This window comes from Paeniglutamicibacter sp. ZC-3, assembly GCF_025847175.2.
GTDB classification, from domain to species: Bacteria; Actinomycetota; Actinomycetes; order Actinomycetales; family Micrococcaceae; genus Paeniglutamicibacter; species Paeniglutamicibacter sulfureus.
Genome location: NZ_JAOYTG010000004.1, coordinates 112502 through 130141, shown reverse-complemented (window position 1 = coordinate 130141; position 17640 = coordinate 112502). Strand labels below are relative to the sequence as shown.

Annotated in this window: 15 protein-coding genes; 3 read left to right on the top strand and 12 right to left on the bottom strand. The window is 67.5% G+C overall.

What is annotated here, in order from left to right; translation table 11 throughout:
* Nucleotides 1-64: 64 nt before the first annotated feature.
* Together OIU93_RS06695 and OIU93_RS06690 are read right to left on the bottom strand one after the other, a co-directional pair.
* Nucleotides 65-3205, bottom strand: coding sequence for an SMC family ATPase (locus OIU93_RS06695; protein ID WP_264269308.1), 3141 nt, complete (start codon nucleotides 3203-3205; stop codon nucleotides 65-67).
* Entirely contained in the window at nucleotides 3202-4368 is a 1167-nt protein-coding gene (locus OIU93_RS06690; RefSeq protein ID WP_264269307.1) for an exonuclease SbcCD subunit D, read from the bottom strand. The genes OIU93_RS06695 and OIU93_RS06690 overlap by 4 nt, the downstream gene beginning before the upstream one ends.
* Before the next feature lie 77 nt (nucleotides 4369-4445).
* Between OIU93_RS06690 and OIU93_RS06685 the strand changes: the two genes are divergently transcribed.
* Nucleotides 4446-5399 carry an ADP-ribosylglycohydrolase family protein gene (locus tag OIU93_RS06685; RefSeq protein ID WP_264269306.1) on the top strand — a complete coding sequence of 318 codons (954 nt, stop codon included), beginning with the start codon at nucleotides 4446-4448 and terminating at the stop codon, nucleotides 5397-5399.
* A gap of 84 nt (nucleotides 5400-5483) precedes the next feature.
* On the opposite strand, the gene OIU93_RS06680 is transcribed toward OIU93_RS06685, so the two are convergent.
* The 9 genes from OIU93_RS06680 to OIU93_RS06640 all read right to left on the bottom strand — a co-directional run bounded on the left by OIU93_RS06680 (nucleotide 5484) and on the right by OIU93_RS06640 (nucleotide 14560).
* Entirely contained in the window at nucleotides 5484-6482 is a 999-nt protein-coding gene (locus tag OIU93_RS06680) for an exonuclease domain-containing protein (protein WP_264269437.1), read from the bottom strand.
* A gap of 166 nt (nucleotides 6483-6648) precedes the next feature.
* The gene (locus OIU93_RS06675; protein ID WP_264269305.1) at nucleotides 6649-7344 is read right to left on the bottom strand and encodes a hypothetical protein; all 696 of its coding nucleotides are present in this window, start codon (nucleotides 7342-7344) and stop codon (nucleotides 6649-6651) included.
* Nucleotides 7341-8264, bottom strand: a complete 924-nt coding sequence (locus OIU93_RS06670) for an ABC transporter ATP-binding protein (protein ID WP_264269304.1) — start codon at nucleotides 8262-8264, stop codon at nucleotides 7341-7343. The genes OIU93_RS06675 and OIU93_RS06670 overlap by 4 nt, the downstream gene beginning before the upstream one ends.
* Entirely contained in the window at nucleotides 8261-8620 is a 360-nt protein-coding gene (locus tag OIU93_RS06665) for a GntR family transcriptional regulator (RefSeq protein ID WP_264269436.1), read from the bottom strand. Before OIU93_RS06665 ends, OIU93_RS06670 begins: the two co-directional genes overlap by 4 nt.
* 289 nt (nucleotides 8621-8909) lie before the next feature.
* The gene (locus tag OIU93_RS06660) at nucleotides 8910-9611 is read right to left on the bottom strand and encodes a DedA family protein (RefSeq protein ID WP_264269303.1); all 702 of its coding nucleotides are present in this window, start codon (nucleotides 9609-9611) and stop codon (nucleotides 8910-8912) included.
* Between the two features lie 66 nt (nucleotides 9612-9677).
* A complete protein-coding gene (locus OIU93_RS06655) occupies nucleotides 9678-10832 on the bottom strand; it encodes a Gfo/Idh/MocA family protein (RefSeq protein ID WP_264269302.1) in 1155 nt (384 codons plus the stop codon).
* A gap of 56 nt (nucleotides 10833-10888) precedes the next feature.
* Complete coding sequence (locus OIU93_RS06650) at nucleotides 10889-11950, bottom strand: substrate-binding domain-containing protein (protein ID WP_264269301.1); 1062 nt, start codon at nucleotides 11948-11950, stop codon at nucleotides 10889-10891.
* A gap of 46 nt (nucleotides 11951-11996) precedes the next feature.
* Nucleotides 11997-13025 carry an ABC transporter permease gene (locus OIU93_RS06645; protein WP_372342878.1) on the bottom strand — a complete coding sequence of 343 codons (1029 nt, stop codon included), beginning with the start codon at nucleotides 13023-13025 and terminating at the stop codon, nucleotides 11997-11999.
* Nucleotides 13022-14560, bottom strand: coding sequence for a sugar ABC transporter ATP-binding protein (locus OIU93_RS06640; protein WP_264269300.1), 1539 nt, complete (start codon nucleotides 14558-14560; stop codon nucleotides 13022-13024). Before OIU93_RS06640 ends, OIU93_RS06645 begins: the two co-directional genes overlap by 4 nt.
* Nucleotides 14561-14671: 111 nt before the next feature.
* Here OIU93_RS06640 and OIU93_RS06635 point away from each other — a divergent pair, with 111 nt between their 5' ends.
* Nucleotides 14672-15898: an ROK family transcriptional regulator gene (locus tag OIU93_RS06635; RefSeq protein WP_264269299.1), complete on the top strand. Its 1227-nt coding sequence runs from the start codon at nucleotides 14672-14674 to the stop codon at nucleotides 15896-15898.
* 74 nt (nucleotides 15899-15972) lie between these two features.
* Nucleotides 15973-16995 carry a sugar phosphate isomerase/epimerase gene (locus tag OIU93_RS06630; protein ID WP_264269298.1) on the top strand — a complete coding sequence of 341 codons (1023 nt, stop codon included), beginning with the start codon at nucleotides 15973-15975 and terminating at the stop codon, nucleotides 16993-16995.
* A gap of 8 nt (nucleotides 16996-17003) precedes the next feature.
* On the opposite strand, the gene OIU93_RS06625 is transcribed toward OIU93_RS06630, so the two are convergent.
* On the bottom strand, nucleotides 17004-17339 hold the full coding sequence (locus OIU93_RS06625; RefSeq protein ID WP_264269297.1) for a cupin domain-containing protein: 336 nt from the start codon (nucleotides 17337-17339) through the stop codon (nucleotides 17004-17006).
* Between the last annotated feature and the right edge of the window lie 301 nt (nucleotides 17340-17640).

Genomic DNA, 17640 nt, shown 5'->3' with positions numbered 1-17640 from the left:
CTCCCGCTACACAGAACCCTGTGCAAACATCAATCAGTCTATCCGAGCACCGCAAGGACCGTGCTCACACACCGATCTGCAGCGAGACGGTCGAGCCGTTGCGTCCCTTGTGGACGTTCAACCGGGTGGCAATGCGCTGCTTCATCTCGGCCACGTGTGAAACCACCCCAATGACCCGCCCGCCGCTGCGCAACATTTCCAGTGCGTCCATGACCTGTTCCAGGGTTTCGCCGTCCAGCGAGCCGAAGCCCTCGTCGACGAAGAGGGTCTCGATGTCGATGCCTCCGCTTTGCTGCTGGATCACATCCGCCAATCCGAGTGCGAGCGAGAGCGAAGCCATGAAGGACTCCCCGCCCGAGAGGGTCTGGGTGTCGCGCTTGACCCCGGTCCACGAATCCAGGATCTGCAGGCCCAGGCCCGACTTGTTGTTCCCCCTCGGGGTGTCGTCGTGGACCAGCGAGTAACGCTGGCCCGTCATCACCAGCAGGCGCGCCGTGGCCGCAAGGGCGACGGATTCCAGCCGGGCGGCGAGCACGTAGGTGCTCAGCGTCATCTTCAGCCGGTTCTCCCCCGCACCGCGGGCCAGCTCGGCGATGGACTTCAGCGTGGCGTAGCGCTCGAGCACCGGACCGGCCTCCATCGCAAGCGTGGCGAGCTTCCGGAGCGCCGCCTCCAGCCGCGCGGCGTAGCTGGTGAGCACGGCGTCGCGGGCCAGCAACCGGTCGCGGGCCGCGGCGGTGTCGACCACGGCCTGGTGCGCGGCGGCGTGTTCATGCTCGCCGGGCGTCTCGATGCCGTTGGCAGCCTCGGTGCGGGCGAGCTCGATGCCCGGAGCCTCGGCGAGCGTCTTGATGCGCACTGCCTCGTCGTTGTGCGAACGAACGGTTTGCTGTTCGGCCGCGCGCCCGGCATCGTCCAGTAGCAGTTCCTTCCAAGCGGCAGTGTCCGCGACGCCGATGCCTGCAAGTTTTTCCGCCCACTGCCCGGTGGAGGCCTCCAGATTGGCGGCCGCGTTCGTACTCGCGTGGAGCGCGGCGGACAAGGTTTCCAGCGCGGTAGCGGCCGAGCCCAGGATCACGTGGCGTTCTGCCAGGCTCTGGCCGTCCCTGCCCAGCTTGGCCAGGCGCGCCTCCAGTTTCAGTGCCCTGGCTTCCTCGGCTTGCTGCCGCGCTGCGGCCACCTCCAACTCCGTGGCGGTCTTCGCCTGGGCTTCCTTCAGATTTTCCAGCTCGGTCTCGGCTTGCTGCAGCGTCCGCTGCGCGGCGGCGGCCTCGGCGCCGGAGGCCGTCGCCTTGGCATGCGCCTCGGTCGCCGCTGCGAGTTCGGCCGCTGCATCTTCCGCGCCCAGCTCTCCAATCCTGCCGCGCGAGACGTCCAGCACCTGGTTGGCCTTCTCGAGGGCGGTCTTGTGCTTGTCCTCGGCCTTCTCGGCCTGGGCCAACAAGCCCTGGGCCGCCTCGATGTCTTGGGCGGAAACGAACTCTCCCTCTGGCAGTGAGGCGGGTTCCGGATGGGCGGTGGACCCGCAGACCAGGCAGGCTTCCCCGTCGATGAGCTCCTGCGCCAGTGCCGCGGCCGACTGTTCCAGGCGCAGTGCGACCAGCTGAGCGACACGCTCGCGGGCTTCCAGTGTTTGCGTGCGGGAAGCGTTCCAGGTGGTGTGTGCGGTTGCCTGCGCCTTTTCCGCCCGGGTTCGGGCGAGCACCGCGTCGCGGCGTTCGGTGGCGCTCCGGACCGCGGCCTCAAGCGTGCCAGCGGATTCGGCCAGGGCCGCGAGTTCCCCGTGCCGGGTGCGCAGTTCCGCAAGTCCTTCCCCGATTTCCCCGATGCGCCCGGCGCGTCCTGACTGTTTGGCGGCACCGGTGTCAATCTCGGCCTTCAGCGCCAGGATGCCGCGCCGGACCTCTTCGAGTTCGGCTTCCTCCGGCAGCGCCGCCTCGATGAGGGCGGCGGCGGCACGGGAGGCCTTTGAGGCCTCGGCCGCATGGCCGCCGAGCACCACCAGCACCTGCGGATCGGGAACGGTGGCGCGCGAGAGCTCCAGCAGGGCGTCGATTCCCGCGTCCTGGGCCATCAGGGAGTCGTGGGCCTCGCCGGTGTCCACCGCGGAAGCCGCGGCGACGAGCCTGTGGTGCGCCGCGTCCGCCTTGGCCCGGGCGTCGGAAAGTTGCTGGTGGTAGGGCAGCAGTCCAACGGCGCGGGCGTCGGCCTCCAACAGCGCCCCGAGGTCGGCGATGTGCTCGGCGCGGGCTTCGTGGGCGGTGCGCAGGGTCCCCAGTTCCGCCAGCTGCCGGTGCCTGGTGGCCCGGTCTTCCAGGGCCGTCCGGGTTTTCTGCGCGGTGGTGAGTTCGGCATCGGCACCCGTTCGTGCCCGCTCGAGCCCGGAACGCAGCTGCGCCACGCGCCGGCGCAGCAATTCACCGAGTTCATGGCTTTCCCCCGCGTCCAGGTGGTCACGGGCCTCCTGCGGGAGTCCGGTCCGGCCCTCGCCGGATTCACCGTCTGCCTCAGGGTCTTCGTCCCCGTAGAGCGTGGAGGTTGCGTCGTTGAGAAGGGTTTCGAGGGTCGTGGCACGGGCGCGTTCGGCGTCCTCTGCCTCCGCGCGGGCGGCGTTGAGGCGCTCGCCCAGGATCCGCTCGGTCATGGCGTATTCGCTGGTGTCGAAGAGCGAACGCAGCAGGTCCTCGCGGTCCTTGTCCTTGGCGCGCAGGAACGCGGCGAAGGCACCCTGGGGCAGCATCGCGACCTTGGTGAATTGCTCCTTGTCCAGGCCCAGGATCTCGGCCAGGACGTGTCCGACCTCGTCGTTGCGGGTGGATTTCTCGATCCACGCCCCGTCGATGCGCTCGCGCAGCCGGGATTGGGCCTGCGCGGTGGTGAAGCCGTTCTTGCTTCGCGTCGAGGGCCGCTCCCATGCCGGGGAGCGGGTGACCTCGAAGCGCCGGCCTCCGGTGGAGAACTCGCAGATGACTTCCGGGACAGCTGTGGGGCTCGCGTGGTCGCTGCGCAGCGACTTGCTGCCCTGGCGCACCCCGGGCAGGGAGCCATAGAGCGCGTAGCAGATCCCGTCGAGCACGCTGGTCTTCCCCGCGCCGGTCTCCCCGTTGAGCAGGAAGATCCCCGCCTCGGAGAGCGCGTCGAAGTCGATGGACGCGCGCTTAGCGAACGGGCCGAAGGCCTCGATCTGCAGTGCATGGACCCTCATGCCTGCACCTTCTCGCTGCGCATCTGGACCAGCACGGAAGCCACCAGGTCTTTCTCGGCATCGTTGAGCGGCCGCAACCTCACGTGGTCGACGAATCCGGCGCAGACCTCCACGGGGGAAGCGGCTGCCGCCAGCCGGTCGGCGTAGGAATCGTGTTCGTCCACCGGCCGGTCCACGGGTTCGAAGTTCAGCACCAGGGTGTCGGGGAAGCGCCCGCGCAGGCGTTCCATGGCGTCGGCGGGACGGTGCGTGTCCGTCAGGGTGACTTGGCACCAGGCATCCTGCGCCGAGGCGTATTGGTCGGCGGTGAGCAGGTCGTCGATCTTGCCCTTGAGGATGCGCAGCTCCTTGGCCGCGGGCCAGTCGATGCCGCGTACCTCGCCCAGCCCCTCGGGGCCGATGTCCAGCAGCCAGGCGCCCTTGCGGTGCCCGGCCTCGGAGAAGGAATACGGGATCGGGGATCCGGAATAGCGGATGTGTTCGGCCAGTTGCTGCCGACCGTGCAAGTGGCCCAGGGCCGCGTAGGTGAAGTCTGCGAAGTGGGAGGTGGGCACGATGTCCAGCCCGCCGATGCTCAGCTCGCGCTCCGAGTCCGAGGAGGCACCACCGGCGGCAAAGACGTGCGCCAGCACAACGGGGTGCACCGGATGGCTTGCCGCTTCCTGCCGTGCGGCCAGGTCCGTGCGCACCTTGTCCAGTGCCGCGCGGATGACCGGAGGGTGTCCGGGTTCGGTGACGCCCAGGGGCTCGGCGACCATGCGCGGTTCCAGGTAGGGCAGGCCGTAGACGGCAACCTCGAAGCCCTCCCCGTCGAAGATCGCCGGCCGGTCGATGTCGGCCAGGGAGGTGCGCAGGTGCAGCCCGGCGTGTTCGAGCAGCGCGGAGCCGAAGCCCAGGCGCAGGGCCGAGTCGTGGTTGCCGCTGGTGATGACCATCTGCACCCCGGTGGCGCGCAGCCGGACCAGGGATTCGTCGAACAATTTCACCGCGTCCACCCCAGGCAGCGCCCGGTCATACACGTCCCCGGAGACCAGCAGCACGTCCACCTTCTCGGTCTCGATGGTGGCGATGAGCCGGTCCACGAATTCACGTTGGGCCCCAAGCAGCGAGGCCCCGTGGAAGGAGCGGCCAAGGTGCCAATCGGAGGTGTGAAGGATACGCATGGAAACCACACTAGCGATTGGGTACCACGGGTTGGTATTCGACTCTGGCGCAGGTGGAAAACCACTAGACTGGCACGGTGAGTGAATCAACTGATCAGTACGCGCTTCCCGCCGATTATTCCGACCGTGTCTTCGGCGTGCTGCTGGCCGCCGCCGACGGTGCGGCCCACGCGCGCGACGGCGCCGATCCCGGCGAGACCGAGACCCTTGCCCTGTACCTGCTCGATGGTTTGCTCGAGGCCCTGGAATGGGCGAACGAGGGCGTGTCCTCCGACGAGGCCGCCTGCATGTGGCTGGCGGCGCTGCGTTGGTACAAGCTGGTGAACAAGTCCTTCCCGGCCGGCGCCCCCGAGCCGCAGCCGCGCTGGATCGACGAGGCCTTCGACGGGGCCCCGGACTTCGCCCCGGGCGACAGCCAGAACCTCCTGGCACTGGACAACGCCGACATGGCATCGGTCGGCCGCCCGCTGTTCCCGCAGGCCGACACCACCGGGGTGCTCACCCGCGCGGCGTTCATGGCGCTGCTGCCCCGCGTCGACGAGGCCACCACGGCCAAGCTCGCCACCGATGCCGCGGCGCTGACCCACGGGTCCCCCGCCGCCCACCGCGCCGCCGCCGCGGCCGCACTGGTGGTGCGCGCGGCCCTGGAATCCGGGACCGGCTCCCTGGGCCGCTGGGCCGCCTTGGTCAACGAATTCAAGCCCGAGATGGCCGAGGCAGGGGAACCGGACCAGGGGCACGAAGCGCCGGATTCCGAGGCCCCCGAACGGGACATGACGGCCGGGGCGGGACTGTTCAGGGCCACGACCTACGTGGCCAGCGCGCTGGCCAACACCGAGCCGAAGGCTGCGTACGACGCACTCTTCGAGTTGCTCGGCGAGGAACCGGATCCGGAGACCGCCGCCTACGCCACGGCGCTGCTGGCCGCGGTGCAGGGCACCGATGCGGTGGCCCACCGACCGGCCTCGGAGATCGACCCCATCCTTGACGCCATGCACGACCGCTGGGTAAAGCTCACCGTCGGGGAGTAGTTCCGCGGCGCCCTCGCGACAGGGCGCCGCCCGGCATGCGGCCGCACCACTTGGGCGGGCCGCGTCGGGCTTGGCTAGGCGGCGCTAGGCGGCGTCGAAGCCGTCGATCAACTGCAGGAATTCGCCCTCCGCCAGGATCGCGACCGGCTGCCCGGCCTCCTGGAGGCGCAGCACCCGCTTGGCCTTGCCGGTGAGTCGTCCGGTGGACAGGTCCTCGGGCACAAAGCCGTCACCGACCACCAGCACCGTGGTGGCGCGGGTGACGCGGCTGGCGGTGTTGGCGCCGCGCTCGGCGGCCCGGTCCTTGGCGACTTGGCGGGAGATGCGCAGGTTGCCGGTGAAGACCACCATTTCGCCGTAGAGCGGGTGCGCCGGGTCGGCCTGCGGATCCCCGGTGCGGTCCTCGCCCTCCTGCGGCCATGCAACCCACTCGGGTTGCACGGGCACCGGGTTGCCGCTGGCTGCCCAGCCTTGGGCGTCCCGAGTGGCCTTGGACAGTGCATCGCCCGGCAGGTAGGCGGGCGCGAAGCCCATCTTCACCTTCAGCACCTGCGCGGCGGCTGCCACGTCGTCCGCCTCCTGGCGGCGGGCAATGTCGATCATGATGTTCGCGCAGGCCCGGGCGTCGGCCAGCGCATCGTGGTGGTTTTCCATGGGCGATCCCGCTTCCTCGGCCACGAATGGCAGCGAGTAGGAGGATAGCTCGTAGGTGCGCCGGGACATCTTCACGGTGCAGGCGTAGTCGAATGCGGGGCCGGAAAGTTCGGAGACCTCCAGGGCGGAGCGGATCACGCCGAGGTCGAAGGCGGCGTTGTGCGCCACGAGGGTGTCGGTGCCGATGAAGTTGGCCATCGGGGTGAACAGTTCGCCGAAGCGCGGTGCATCCTTGACCATGTCGGCGGTGATGCGGTGGATCATCACGTTGCGCGCATCGAAGTGGTCAAACCCCTCCGGCGGGCGCATCAGCCAAGAGGCTTCCTCAACGATCTTGCCGTTGCGGACCCGGCTGAGTCCGACGCTGCAGGCGGAGCCACGGAATCCGTTGGCGGTTTCAAAGTCGATCGATGTAAAGTCCAGGGCCACGAACCAAAGAATACCGTTGATCGCCCACGGCTTGCGCACCGAGACTCCCGCATGTGGCGTGAATGACATCGAAAACGCGCACAAAACCCCCGGCGGACCCGCCCTGCCACGCAGGTGGCCGGGCCGACCCGCCGGGGGTCGGTTTGTTGCAATTCCGTGGTTGCGGCTAGGCCGTGGCCCGGCGCAGGGTCAGGTACGATCCCCCGGCCAGCGCCACGCACACCAGGCCCAGCACGATCGACAGGCCCAGCACCTGCATCGAGGCGAACCAGTTTCCCACCTGGGGCCAGGCGTCGTTGACGGCGACGAGCGCGAGCATCCCCAGCAGCAACACTGCGAAGCCGATGCCAGCGGCCAGCAGGCCGGTGGCCTTCCAGCGCAGGTACACCGTGGCGCACCAGAAGCCGATCATGAACAGCAGCACCATTGCCACGAAGTAGAACAGGATCTGGACCAGCGCGTTGTTGCCTGCAATCCAGTCCATGGCGAAGAGCTGGCCGTTGAATCCCCACCCCCCGGTGGCGGTTTCCACCAGGCCCAGGACGTAGTAGAGGATCGAGAATCCCAGGGCGATCAGGGCGAAGAGCCCGAGCGTGCCCAGGTAGAACGTGCTGCGTGAGACGCTCATGGCCTGCGAAAACGGGAACGTGAGCGTGAGCGACTGGATGCCCAGGGCCAGGAAATACCACATGACGGCCTGGCCCGACCCGGAATACAGAGTCCCTTCCCTGGCGCTGGCGGGAAGCAGCGCCCAGATGGCGAACGTTAGAAGGGTCGAAACGACCAGGATCACCAGCGGGATCCCGAGGAAGGTCCACTTGTTGATCAGCTGCATGCGGGCAACCTTGATGACGCGGTTCATTTGAGGGCCTCCTGGTATTCCTCGCCGTTCACGTGCTTCTGTGCAGCCATGGTTATACGCACGACCAATTGCTGAAGGGGCACCGGGGACAGCTCGAGTCCGAGTTCCGCAGCCATGGCGCGCTGGGTCTGCCCGAGCCGCCCCTTGATCGTGACCGACGCCAGGGAACCGAGGGAATCGCGGTGCAGCACCTCGTAGCCGTCGATGAAGTCGGCGACCGCTTCCTGGTTCCCCGTCACGGCGACCGCCGAGCCACGCAGGGACTCGGCATCCTCGTCGAGCAGGATCCTGCCCTTGTCGATCACCACGACGTGCTCCAGCAGGTTGGCGATCTCGTCGATCAGGTGGGAGGAGAGCACAATGGTGCGCGGATGGTGTGCGTAGTCCTCGACGAGCCGGTCATAGAAGATCTGCCGGGCCACGGCGTCAAGGCCAAGGTACGGTTCGTCGAAGACGGTGATTTCCGCCCTCGAGGCCATGCCGATGATCACGCCCACGGCCGAGAGCTGGCCGCGTGAGAGCTTCTTGATCCTCCGTTTCAGCGGCAGGGCAAAGTCGGCCACGAGGCCTGCGGCCAGGTCCTGGTCCCAGTTCGCGAAGAACAGGGCGGCCGCCTTGAATGCCTGGACGGGCGTGAAGTCGTCGGGGTACTTCTGGGATTCGCGGATGAAGCAGATTCGCGCCAAGGTCTGGTCGTTCTCGTAAGGATTGTGCCCGTGGATCAACACCTCCCCGCTACTCGGGAACCCCTGGCCGGTGAGAATCGACATCAGGGTCGTCTTTCCGGCTCCGTTGCGTCCGAGCAGGCCGTAGATGCGGTTCGCTTCCAGGCGCAAGGTCACGCCGTCCAGCGCCCTGAGATCGCGAAATGTCTTGGACAGGTTCCTGACCTCGATGGCCGACGATGATGGCTGGTTCATCGGTTGACGCTCCCTTCGACTGTATCCGTGGTGAGAGATTGGCGGATCATGGCGCTGAGCTGGTCGGCGTCGATGCCGAGTTTCCTCGCCTCGCGCGCCAGCGGCTGGATGAATTGGGCTTGGAAGGCGTTGCGCCGGAGTTGAAGCAATTTCTCGCGGGCGCCACTGCTGACGAACATGCCGATGCCTCTCTTCTTGTACAAGATTCCACTTTCAACCAAGAGGTTCACGCCCTTGGCCGCGGTGGCCGGGTTGATGCGGTAATAGGCGGCGAACTCGTTGGTCGAGGGCACCTGGGTCTCTTCGGCCATGGTGCCGGCGACGATCTCGGACTCGATCAGCTCCGCAATCTGCATGAAGATCGGCCGTGAATCATCAATGGCGCTCACGACGGCCAACCCTTCTTGACACGCAACGAACCCGGACGCTTGATTGGTTCAGTGGTTCATTACTCATGTAACTAACCTACGACCGCATGAACCCGGTGTCAACAGGCAACGGTAGATTCCCGCGGGAACACCGCCGGCGGTATACGGGCCCCTTTAATGGCAGCAAAAAGCCCGGCTGCCCGCCTCCGTTTTCGCGTGTGCGCGAATTTCCGTCGTGACGTGCACCCGGGCCCGCGGACTCGGTACTGCGGTGTTGCTACTTGGCGGCGTCCGCATCCTGCATGGCGGCGTTCTTCTTCGCCCTGGTCTTGCGGATCTTCAGCACGATCCAGAGCACCAGCAGCAGGACCACGCCAACGATGACGATCTTCTGGAAGACGTCGGCATAGGCCTCGACAATGTGCCAGTTCTCCCCGAGGTAGTACCCGGCGAGCACGAAGATGGAGTTCCAGATCAGCGAACCGGCCGCAGTGAGCCCCAGGAACTTGCCCTGGTTCATCTTGGTGATGCCTGCGGGGATGGAGATCAACGAGCGGAAGATCGGGATCATGCGGCCGAAGAACACGGCCTTTGCCCCGTTGCGGTCAAACCAGGCCTCGACCTTGTCAACATCCTCGAGGTCCACCAGGGGCAGCCAGCCGACAATCGCGCGGGTGCGTTCGCGCCCCAGCGCACGGCCAACCCAGTACAGGGCGTAGGCACCGACAATCGAGCCGATCGTGGTCCACAGCAGCGCCTCCACGAGGGAAAAGGATCCGCGGCTGGCGGTGAAGCCGGCCAGGGGCAGGATGACCTCGGAGGGCAGCGGCGGGAAGAGGTTCTCCAGCGCGATGGCCAGCGCGGCACCCGGTGCCCCGATGACCTCCATCAGGTGCACCGCCCAGTCGGCAAATCTCGTGATCAGGCTTCCGCCGGAAGGATCGGCGGTCGCGGCCTGTAGCGCAGTCAAGGTAGTCATTGTCTTTTAGTGTCTCTTAAGCCACTGGGAATTCGCAGGGGCTGGGTCCACTATGTGTTCAATGCCTCACGTGACGGGCACCGGATCGGGCGCCACCCTGGCACAGTTGTTCGCGGCGCTGTGCTCGATCGCCGACAGCACCCGTTGGACCTCGAGCCCCTCGGCAAAGGAGGGCGAGGCCTGCGTATTGCCCTCGATGGCCAGCAGCAGGTCGCGGATCTCGTGGGTGAAGGTGTCCGCCCAGCCCAGCACGTGACCGGTGGGCCACCAGCCATCCAGGTACGGGTGCTCCGGCTCGGTGACCAGGATGGTCTTGGAGCCCTGTTCTCCGGCCGGCGCCCCGGAATCGCACAACTGCAGGTGGTTGAGCGATTCCAGGTCGAAGGCCAGGGAACCGCGCGATCCGTAGGCCTCGATCCTGAAGGAGTTCTTGCGGCCCGTGGCCATGCGCGTGGCCTCCACCGTGGCCACCGCGCCGTTGTCCAGCTCCAGGGTGGACCATATCGCGTCGTCCACAGTGACTTCCTCGTCCCCCGCGGCGCCGGGACGCCGGGAGACGAAGGTTTTGCTGGTGGCCGACACGGAACTCACCTTCGCCCCGGTCAGGTAGTGGACCTGGTCCACCGCGTGGGAGCCTAGATCCCCCAGCGCGCCGGACCCCGCCTCTTCCCGCCGCAGCCGCCAGCTCATCGGCGAGCCTGCGTCGACCAGCCAGTCCTGGTAATAGCGGATGTTGAGCTGGCGCAACTCCCCCAGTCGGCCGGCTGCCACCAGGTCCCTGGCCAGCACGAGGGCCGGCACGCGGCGGTAGTTGAATCCGAGCATCGACACCACCCCGGCATCCGCCGCGGCGGTTGCCGCCTCGGCCATCGCCTGCGCCTGCGCCACGGTGTTGGCCAGCGGCTTTTCCACCAGCACGTGTTTTCCGTGTTCCAGGGCGAAGATGGCGATTTCCGCGTGCAGCGCGCCGGGGGTGCAGATGTCCACGATGTCCACGTCCTCGCGCAGGATGCTCGCGCGCCAGTCGATGCTCGATGCCTCCCACCCGTAGCGCCGCGCGGACGCCTCGACGGTACCGGCATCCCGCCCCACGAGCACGCGCATGGCAACCTTCGGGGTGTCAAAGGTGGCGTTGACATTGCGCCAGGCCTGCGAATGGGCCTTGCCCATGAACGAGTGGCCGATCACCGCTACGCCAAGGGCCGAGCTGGTTCGGGACATCTATTGCTCCTTGCGGTGGTGCTGCCGGTGGGCGGATCGGTGTGGTGGCGCGGGGTTTAGGACTCGAAGGCCGTCGGCAGGTAGCGCTCGACGTTCTCCTTGGTCACCACGGCGGCGTACAGCACTATCTGGCGCGGGATCTCGATGTCCAGCAAGTCGCCCAGGGCCTTGTCCTGCGCCACAAGTCGGGCCACGCGCACGCCGTCGGCTGCCTGGTAGGCCGGGTAGACGGTGGTGGCCTTCACGACCGAGTCACCTGACTGGATCTCGCGCATCATGTTGGCCGAGCCGCCGTTGCCGACCATGAAGAACTCGTCGCGGTCTGCGGCCTTGATAGCCGCCAGCACGCCCACGCCCTGGTCGTCGTCGTGGTTCCAGATGGCGTCGAGCTGCGGGGCAGCCTGGAGCAGGTTGGAGGCCGCCTTTTCGCCGGACTCCACGGTGAATTCCGCGGGCACCCGGTTGGAGACCTCGAGCCCGCACTTTTCCAGCGCGTCCTTGAAGCCGCGGCTGCGGTCCTGGGTCAGCGGCAGGGAGTCGATGCCGGGGATCTCCCCGATCTTCGCATCCTTCTTGCCGTCGAGCTCGTTGCAGATGAAGTCGCCGGCGGATACGCCCACGCCGTAGTTGTCGCCCAGCACGGTGACGCGCGAGGACTGGGCGGTGCTGAATTCGCGGTCGACGTTGATGACCGGGATGCCGGCGTCCATGGCCTTCTGCGCCACCTGGGTCAGCGCGGCGCCGTCGAAGGGCAGCAGCACGATGGCGTCGACCTTGTCGTTGATCATGGTCTCGACCTGGCTGATCTGGACGCTGACGTCGTTGGTGCCCTCGGCGACCTTCAGCTCCACGTCCGGGTATTCCTTGGCGGTTTCCACGGCCAGATCGGTCATGGCGGCCATGAAGCCGTGGTCGGCGGCAGGCACCGAGAAGCCGATGGTGACCTTCTCGCCGGCCTCGGCGTTGGAGCCGGCGGCGGCGGGTGCGGCGGCCGCACCGGTCGTGGGTGCGGATTCGGCCGGGGCGTTGGAGACGCAGGCGGTGAGCATGAACGCCGAGGTGGCCAGCAGGGCAGCGGCGCCGAGCACCTTCTTGGAGCGAGTGGTGGGCATGGACATTACTTCTCCTTTGAAACAGTATTTGGTGCGGTGTGGGTGGTGCGGGTCAGGTGCGGGATTGCCGGGCGGCCAGCTGGCGCTGGATCAGCACGGCGATCACGATGATGGCGCCCTTGGCGACGAGCTGCACCGAGAGCGAGAGGTTGTTCAGGGTGAAGATGTTGGTCAGCGTGGAGAAGATCAGCACGCCGAGCACGGTGCCGAAGATCGAGCCTCGGCCGCCCGTGAGCAAGGTTCCGCCAATGACCACCGCGGCGATCACGTCCAGTTCCAGCCCGGTGCCGTGGGTGGCGCTGCCGGTGGTGGTGCGGGCCATGAGCATGAACGCGCCGATGCCGGCGCAGAGCCCGGCGAGCGCGTAGATGGCCATGGTGTGGCGTTCGACCTTGATGCCCGCCAGGCGGGCGGCCTCCGGGTTCCCGCCGATGGCGAAGGTGCGCCGGCCGAAGGTGGTGCGGTTCAGCAGCACCCAGCCGCCGATGGCGACCAGGATGAAGATCAGCACGATGACCGGCATCCCGAAGAGGTTCCCGCCCACTGCCTCGAGGAACGGGTCCACGGTGATGATCTGGGTCTTCTTGTCGGAGATGATCTCCGCCAGCCCGCGCGCGGCGGCCAGCATGGCCAGGGTGGTGATGAAGGAGACGACCTTGCCGTAGGCAATCAGGATCCCGTTGACCAGACCCGCGGCAGCACCGACCCCCATGGCGGTGAGCGCCATGAAGATCCAGGAGGTCGAATCGGCAAATGCCTGCCCGGAGAGGGTTGTCGCCCAGACGGCCGAGAGCGCAAGCACCGCGCCGACCGACAGGTCGATGCCGGCGATGGTGATCACGAACGTGGCCCCGATGCTGACCACCCCGGTCACGGCGGCCAGGCGAACGATGGTCATCACGTTGTTCGAGTCGGCGAAGCGCTCCCCCGCGGTGACGGCGCCCAGCACGAAGAGCAGCGCCAGGGCCAGGATCAGCCCCATGTTCCGGCGCAGCCCGGCATCCAACAGCCATTTCATGGCGCTGCGCCGGGGAGGCAGGCTCGGTGCCTGCTTGAGCTCGGTTGCGGCCGAGGTACTCATAGTGTGGTCCCTTCCATCACGAGGTCAAGAATCTGGTGTTCGCTTAGTTCGACTGCGGGTGCCCGGTGCACGATCCGGTTTTCGGACACGACAAGCACCTCGTGGCAGAGCCCGAGGACCTCCTCGAGTTCGCTGGAGACCACGACGATGGCGATGCCCGCCCGGGACAACCCGGCGATGAGGTTGTATATCTCGCTGCGCGCCCCGACGTCGACGCCGCGGGAGGGCTCGTCGAGCAGCAGCACTCGGCAGCCGTGTGAGAGCCAGCGGCCCAGCACGACCTTTTGCTGGTTTCCGCCAGAGAGCGTGCGGGCCTCGCGGGCGGGGTCGGCCGGGCGCAGCTCCAGGTTCCGGATCTGCTCCATGCTCACCCGGTACTCGGCCTTCTGGCTGGTGAACCCGGCGGTGGCGTAGCGCCCGATGCTTGCCAGGGTGAAGTTTGCGGCGAGGGTGTCATCGAGCAACAGCGCCTGGCTCTTGCGCTCCTCCGGGCACAGCCCCATGCCCGCGTTCACGGCCGAGACCGTCGAGCCGGGGCGCAGCCTCGTGCCGTCGATGTCGACGGTTCCGGAGACCGGCTTGGTGCTGCCGTAGATGGCACCAAGGATTTCCGAGCGGCCGGAGCCGACCAGCCCCGCCAGCCCCAGCACCTCTCCTGCCCGCACGGAGAAGGAGATCGGATCGTGTCCGGGGGCCACGACCAGGTCGTTGACCGAGAGGATCTCGGTTGCCTCCGCGGCGAGGGCGGCAACCGGCGGGAAGACGTTGGTGATGGAGCGGCCGGTCATGAGCCGGATGAGTTCGACGTTGGGGGTATCGGAGACCCGCAGGTTCGAGGCAACCGCCCGCCCATCCTTCAGGACGGTGATGCGGTCGCCGATGACCCGGATTTCCTCGAGCCGGTGCGAGATGTAGATGACCGCGACGCCGGATGCCGTGAGCGTGCGGACGGTGTCGAAGAGGTTGCGCACCTCCTCGGAGTCAAGGACGGCCGAGGGCTCGTCCATGATGATCAGCCGCACGTCACGGGACAGCGCCCGTGCCATGGAGACGATCTGCTGGCCCGCGGCGGAGAGTTCGCCGACTTCCATGAGCGGGGAGATCTCGGAATGGCCGAGGCTGGCCAACAGCCGAGCGGCTTCGAGCTGCTCGGCCCGGCGGGAACTGAATCCGCCCCGGGATTTCTCGTGGCCCAGGAAGATGTTCTCGGCGACGGTGAGCGTCTCGACGAGGTCGAGCTCCTGGTACACGGTGCCGATGCCTGCCTTGATCGCGTCATCCGGGCTGGAGAAGCCGACCTCCTTGCCATCGAGCAGGATCTGTCCTTCGTTGGGCCGGTGGGCACCTGCCAGCACCTTGATCAGGGTGGACTTGCCGGCGCCGTTTTGGCCCAGCAGGCAGTGCACCTCGCCGGCGGAGACCTCGAACGAGACATCCTGCAGGGCGATGATGCCGGGGAACCGCTTTTCGATCCCCCGCATTTCAAGCAGATGCGCCCCGCCAGGGATGGCGCCTGTGGCTTCGTCGTCACTCATAGTGATGGACGTTACACGGACTTATGATTATTGTCGAGCAAAAGTCGACCGATATCTGTCATTACTTGTGATTGGCACTACATCTTCTGCCCAATATGCTTCACTTGTTCCATGGCCATCTCGATGATTACCCCCAAGCCACCCACCCCTGGGACAGGTGCCGGAGAGCTTTTCCAGCTTCTGCGCGACGGACGGCCCCGTACCCGTTCCGAGCTGGCAACGCGCACCGGCCTCTCCCGTTCCACGATCGCCGCGCGCATCGATGCGCTACAGGACATCGGGCTCATCGGTGCCGTCGGGCCCGCGCTCTCCTCCGGGGGCCGCCCTCCCTCGACCTTCGCCTTCGTCCCCGAGTCCCGCACGGTGCTTGCTGCCGACCTCGGAGCTGCCCACGGGATCCTGGCGCTGACCGACCTGGCCGGAAACGTCATCGACCACCTGCGTGCCGATGTCGACATCGCCGCCGGCCCGGTGCCGGTGCTCGACTGGGTGGTGCACAGCTTTACCGAACTGCTGGGGCGCAACGGCCGCGACGCCGCGACGCTCTCGGGTATCGCCATCGGCGTCCCGGGACCCGTCGAGCATTCCACCGGACGGCCCACCAAGCCCCCGATCATGCCCGGATGGAACGACTTCGACATCCCCGGCACCATCCAGCGGACCTTCGACGTGCCGGTGCTGGTGGACAACGACGTGAACATCATGGCCCTGGGCGAGCAGTCCTTCAGCTGGCCCGACACCGAGAACCTGATGTTCGTGAAGGTGGCCACGGGCATCGGGGTGGGCATCATCAGCGGCGGCGAGCTGCAGCGCGGCGCCCAGGGATCGGCCGGGGACCTCGGCCATGTCCAGGTCCCGGGAGGCGCGAGCACGCCGTGCTCCTGCGGGAACACCGGCTGCCTCGAGGCGCTGGCCGGCGGGCCCGCCGTCGCCAGGAACCTGGCAGCCCACGGCATCGAGGTCGCCACCGCCTCCGAGGTCGGGAAGCTGGCCGAGGCAAACAACACCGCGGCCATCGCGGTGCTGCGCCAGGCCGGGCGCGACATCGGCTCGGTCCTGGCGATGTGCGTGAACCTGCTCAACCCCTCGGTGATCGTCCTGGGCGGGCGCCTGGCCAACGCCGGCGAACACGTGATCGCCGGGGTGCGCGAGCTGGTCTATTTCCGCTCCACCCCGCTGGCCACCCAGCACCTGGTGATCGTCGGATCGGCCTCGCGGGAAATGGCCGGGGTGCGCGGTGCCAGCATGCTGGTGATCCAGCACGTCCTTTCCGCGGCAGCCGTCGACGGGCTGGTCCAGGAGCGCAGCTCCCCCCAGTCCGCCGCGGCGTCCCGGTAACGGGCGCCCCCCCAACACGATTCCCCCCCCGGCACACCACGGCCACGGATGGCCAGGTACAGGAGAACGACACCATGAGCACCCCCGCTTCGACCCACCCGGTCACCCTCTTCACCGGCCAATGGGCGGACCTGCCCTTCGAGCAGGTCGCGGCGCACGCCGCCGAGTGGGGCTACGACGGCCTGGAAATCGCCGCCTCGGGCGACCACTTGGACCTGCGCAGGGCGGACGAGGACGACGACTACGCCCAGTCACGCCTGGACATCCTTGAACGCCACGGACTGAAGGTCTACGCGATCTCCAACCACCTCACCGGCCAAGCGGTGTGCGACGACCCCATCGACTTCCGCCACGAGGCGCTGGTGCGCCCGTACACCTGGGGCGACGGGGAACCGGAGGGCGTGCGCCAACGCGCCGCCGAGGACATGAAGCGCTCGGCCCGGGTCGCCCGCAAGCTCGGCGCGGATACCGTGGTGGGGTTCACCGGATCGAAGATCTGGCCCTATGTGGCCCAGTTCCCGCCGGTGCCCGCCTCGGTCATCGACGCGGGCTACCAGGACTTCGCCGATCGCTGGAACCCGATCCTCGATGTCTTCGACGAACAGGGCGTGCGCTTCGCCCACGAGGTGCACCCCTCGGAAATCGCCTATGACTACTGGTCATCGGTGCGCGCCCTGGAGGCCATCGGGCACCGGGAGGCATTCGGGTTCAACTGGGACCCCTCGCACATGATGTGGCAAAACATCGACCCCGTCGGTTTCATCTGGGACTTCAAGGACCGGATCTACCACGTCGACTGCAAGGACACCCGGATGCGCACCCCCAACGGCCGTGCAGGGGTGCTGGGTTCGCACCTGCCGTGGGGAGACCCGCGGCGCGGCTGGGACTTCGTCTCCACCGGGCACGGGGACGTTCCGTGGGAGGACGCGTTCAGGGCGTTGAAGTCCATCGGCTACTCAGGTCCGATTTCCATCGAATGGGAGGACGCCGGCATGGACCGGCTGCACGGGGCCAGCCAGGCGGTGGAGTATGTCCGCTCCTTGCTGTGGAAGCTGCCGGAGACTTCCTTCGACGCCGCCTTTGGCAACCAGCGCTGACTGGCTGCCTATCTGTCGGTCTTGGCCACGCTGAGCAGCAGGCTGGATTCCTCCAGCGCGGTGATCTGCGAATAGCCCGGCGGCATCACCAGCAGGTCGCCGGTCCGTGCCTCCCAGGAATCGCCGTCCGAGCTCAGGCGGATCCGGCCGGTGAGCACCATGACCGTCGCCTCGCCGGGATTGATGTGTTCCTTCAGCTCGGTGCCGGAGGCCAGGCCGATGACCGTCTGGCGCAGGGTCTGTTCGTGCCCGCCGAACACGGTGCTGGCCGCGCGCCCGCTGGACTGCGCCGCGGCGGCCTGCACCTGTGCGCGGGCAATGGCCGTCAGTGAAAACTTCTTCATGTGCTCCTCGTTCCCCGCGGCAAACCCTCTTGCCCAAGGATGTCCCGGGGACACCGCGCGGGTCAAGGAACCATTCGGCGGCAGCCGGCCGCTCCCGCTCTGCCCGCGGGACGGCGAACCATGGCCAATTCCCTTCCACGGCGGTAGGTTGAAGGCAGCAGCCGGGCGGCTTCGCCGGCCAAACCAGCCGCCCCGGCTCACGATTCCGGGACGCCACGCCGGGCGCTCCGATCCGACCTGGAGGCACCGCATTCAGGCATCGGACGCCCGGGGACGCCCCACCGGCTGGTGATGCGGGCAC

Coding starts and splice junctions, on each gene's coding strand:
- OIU93_RS06695 (WP_264269308.1), bottom strand. CDS start 3,205: ATGAGGGTCCATGCACTGCAGATCGAGGCCTTCGGCCCGTTCGCTAAG.
- OIU93_RS06690 (WP_264269307.1), bottom strand. CDS start 4,368: ATGCGTATCCTTCACACCTCCGATTGGCACCTTGGCCGCTCCTTCCAC.
- OIU93_RS06675 (WP_264269305.1), bottom strand. CDS start 7,344: ATGAACCGCGTCATCAAGGTTGCCCGCATGCAGCTGATCAACAAGTGG.
- OIU93_RS06670 (WP_264269304.1), bottom strand. CDS start 8,264: ATGAACCAGCCATCATCGTCGGCCATCGAGGTCAGGAACCTGTCCAAG.
- OIU93_RS06665 (WP_264269436.1), bottom strand. CDS start 8,620: ATGCAGATTGCGGAGCTGATCGAGTCCGAGATCGTCGCCGGCACCATG.
- OIU93_RS06660 (WP_264269303.1), bottom strand. CDS start 9,611: ATGACTACCTTGACTGCGCTACAGGCCGCGACCGCCGATCCTTCCGGC.
- OIU93_RS06655 (WP_264269302.1), bottom strand. CDS start 10,832: ATGTCCCGAACCAGCTCGGCCCTTGGCGTAGCGGTGATCGGCCACTCG.
- OIU93_RS06650 (WP_264269301.1), bottom strand. CDS start 11,950: ATGTCCATGCCCACCACTCGCTCCAAGAAGGTGCTCGGCGCCGCTGCC.
- OIU93_RS06645 (WP_372342878.1), bottom strand. CDS start 13,025: ATGAGTACCTCGGCCGCAACCGAGCTCAAGCAGGCACCGAGCCTGCCT.
- OIU93_RS06640 (WP_264269300.1), bottom strand. CDS start 14,560: ATGAGTGACGACGAAGCCACAGGCGCCATCCCTGGCGGGGCGCATCTG.
- OIU93_RS06635 (WP_264269299.1), top strand. CDS start 14,672: ATGGCCATCTCGATGATTACCCCCAAGCCACCCACCCCTGGGACAGGT.
- OIU93_RS06630 (WP_264269298.1), top strand. CDS start 15,973: ATGAGCACCCCCGCTTCGACCCACCCGGTCACCCTCTTCACCGGCCAA.
- OIU93_RS06625 (WP_264269297.1), bottom strand. CDS start 17,339: ATGAAGAAGTTTTCACTGACGGCCATTGCCCGCGCACAGGTGCAGGCC.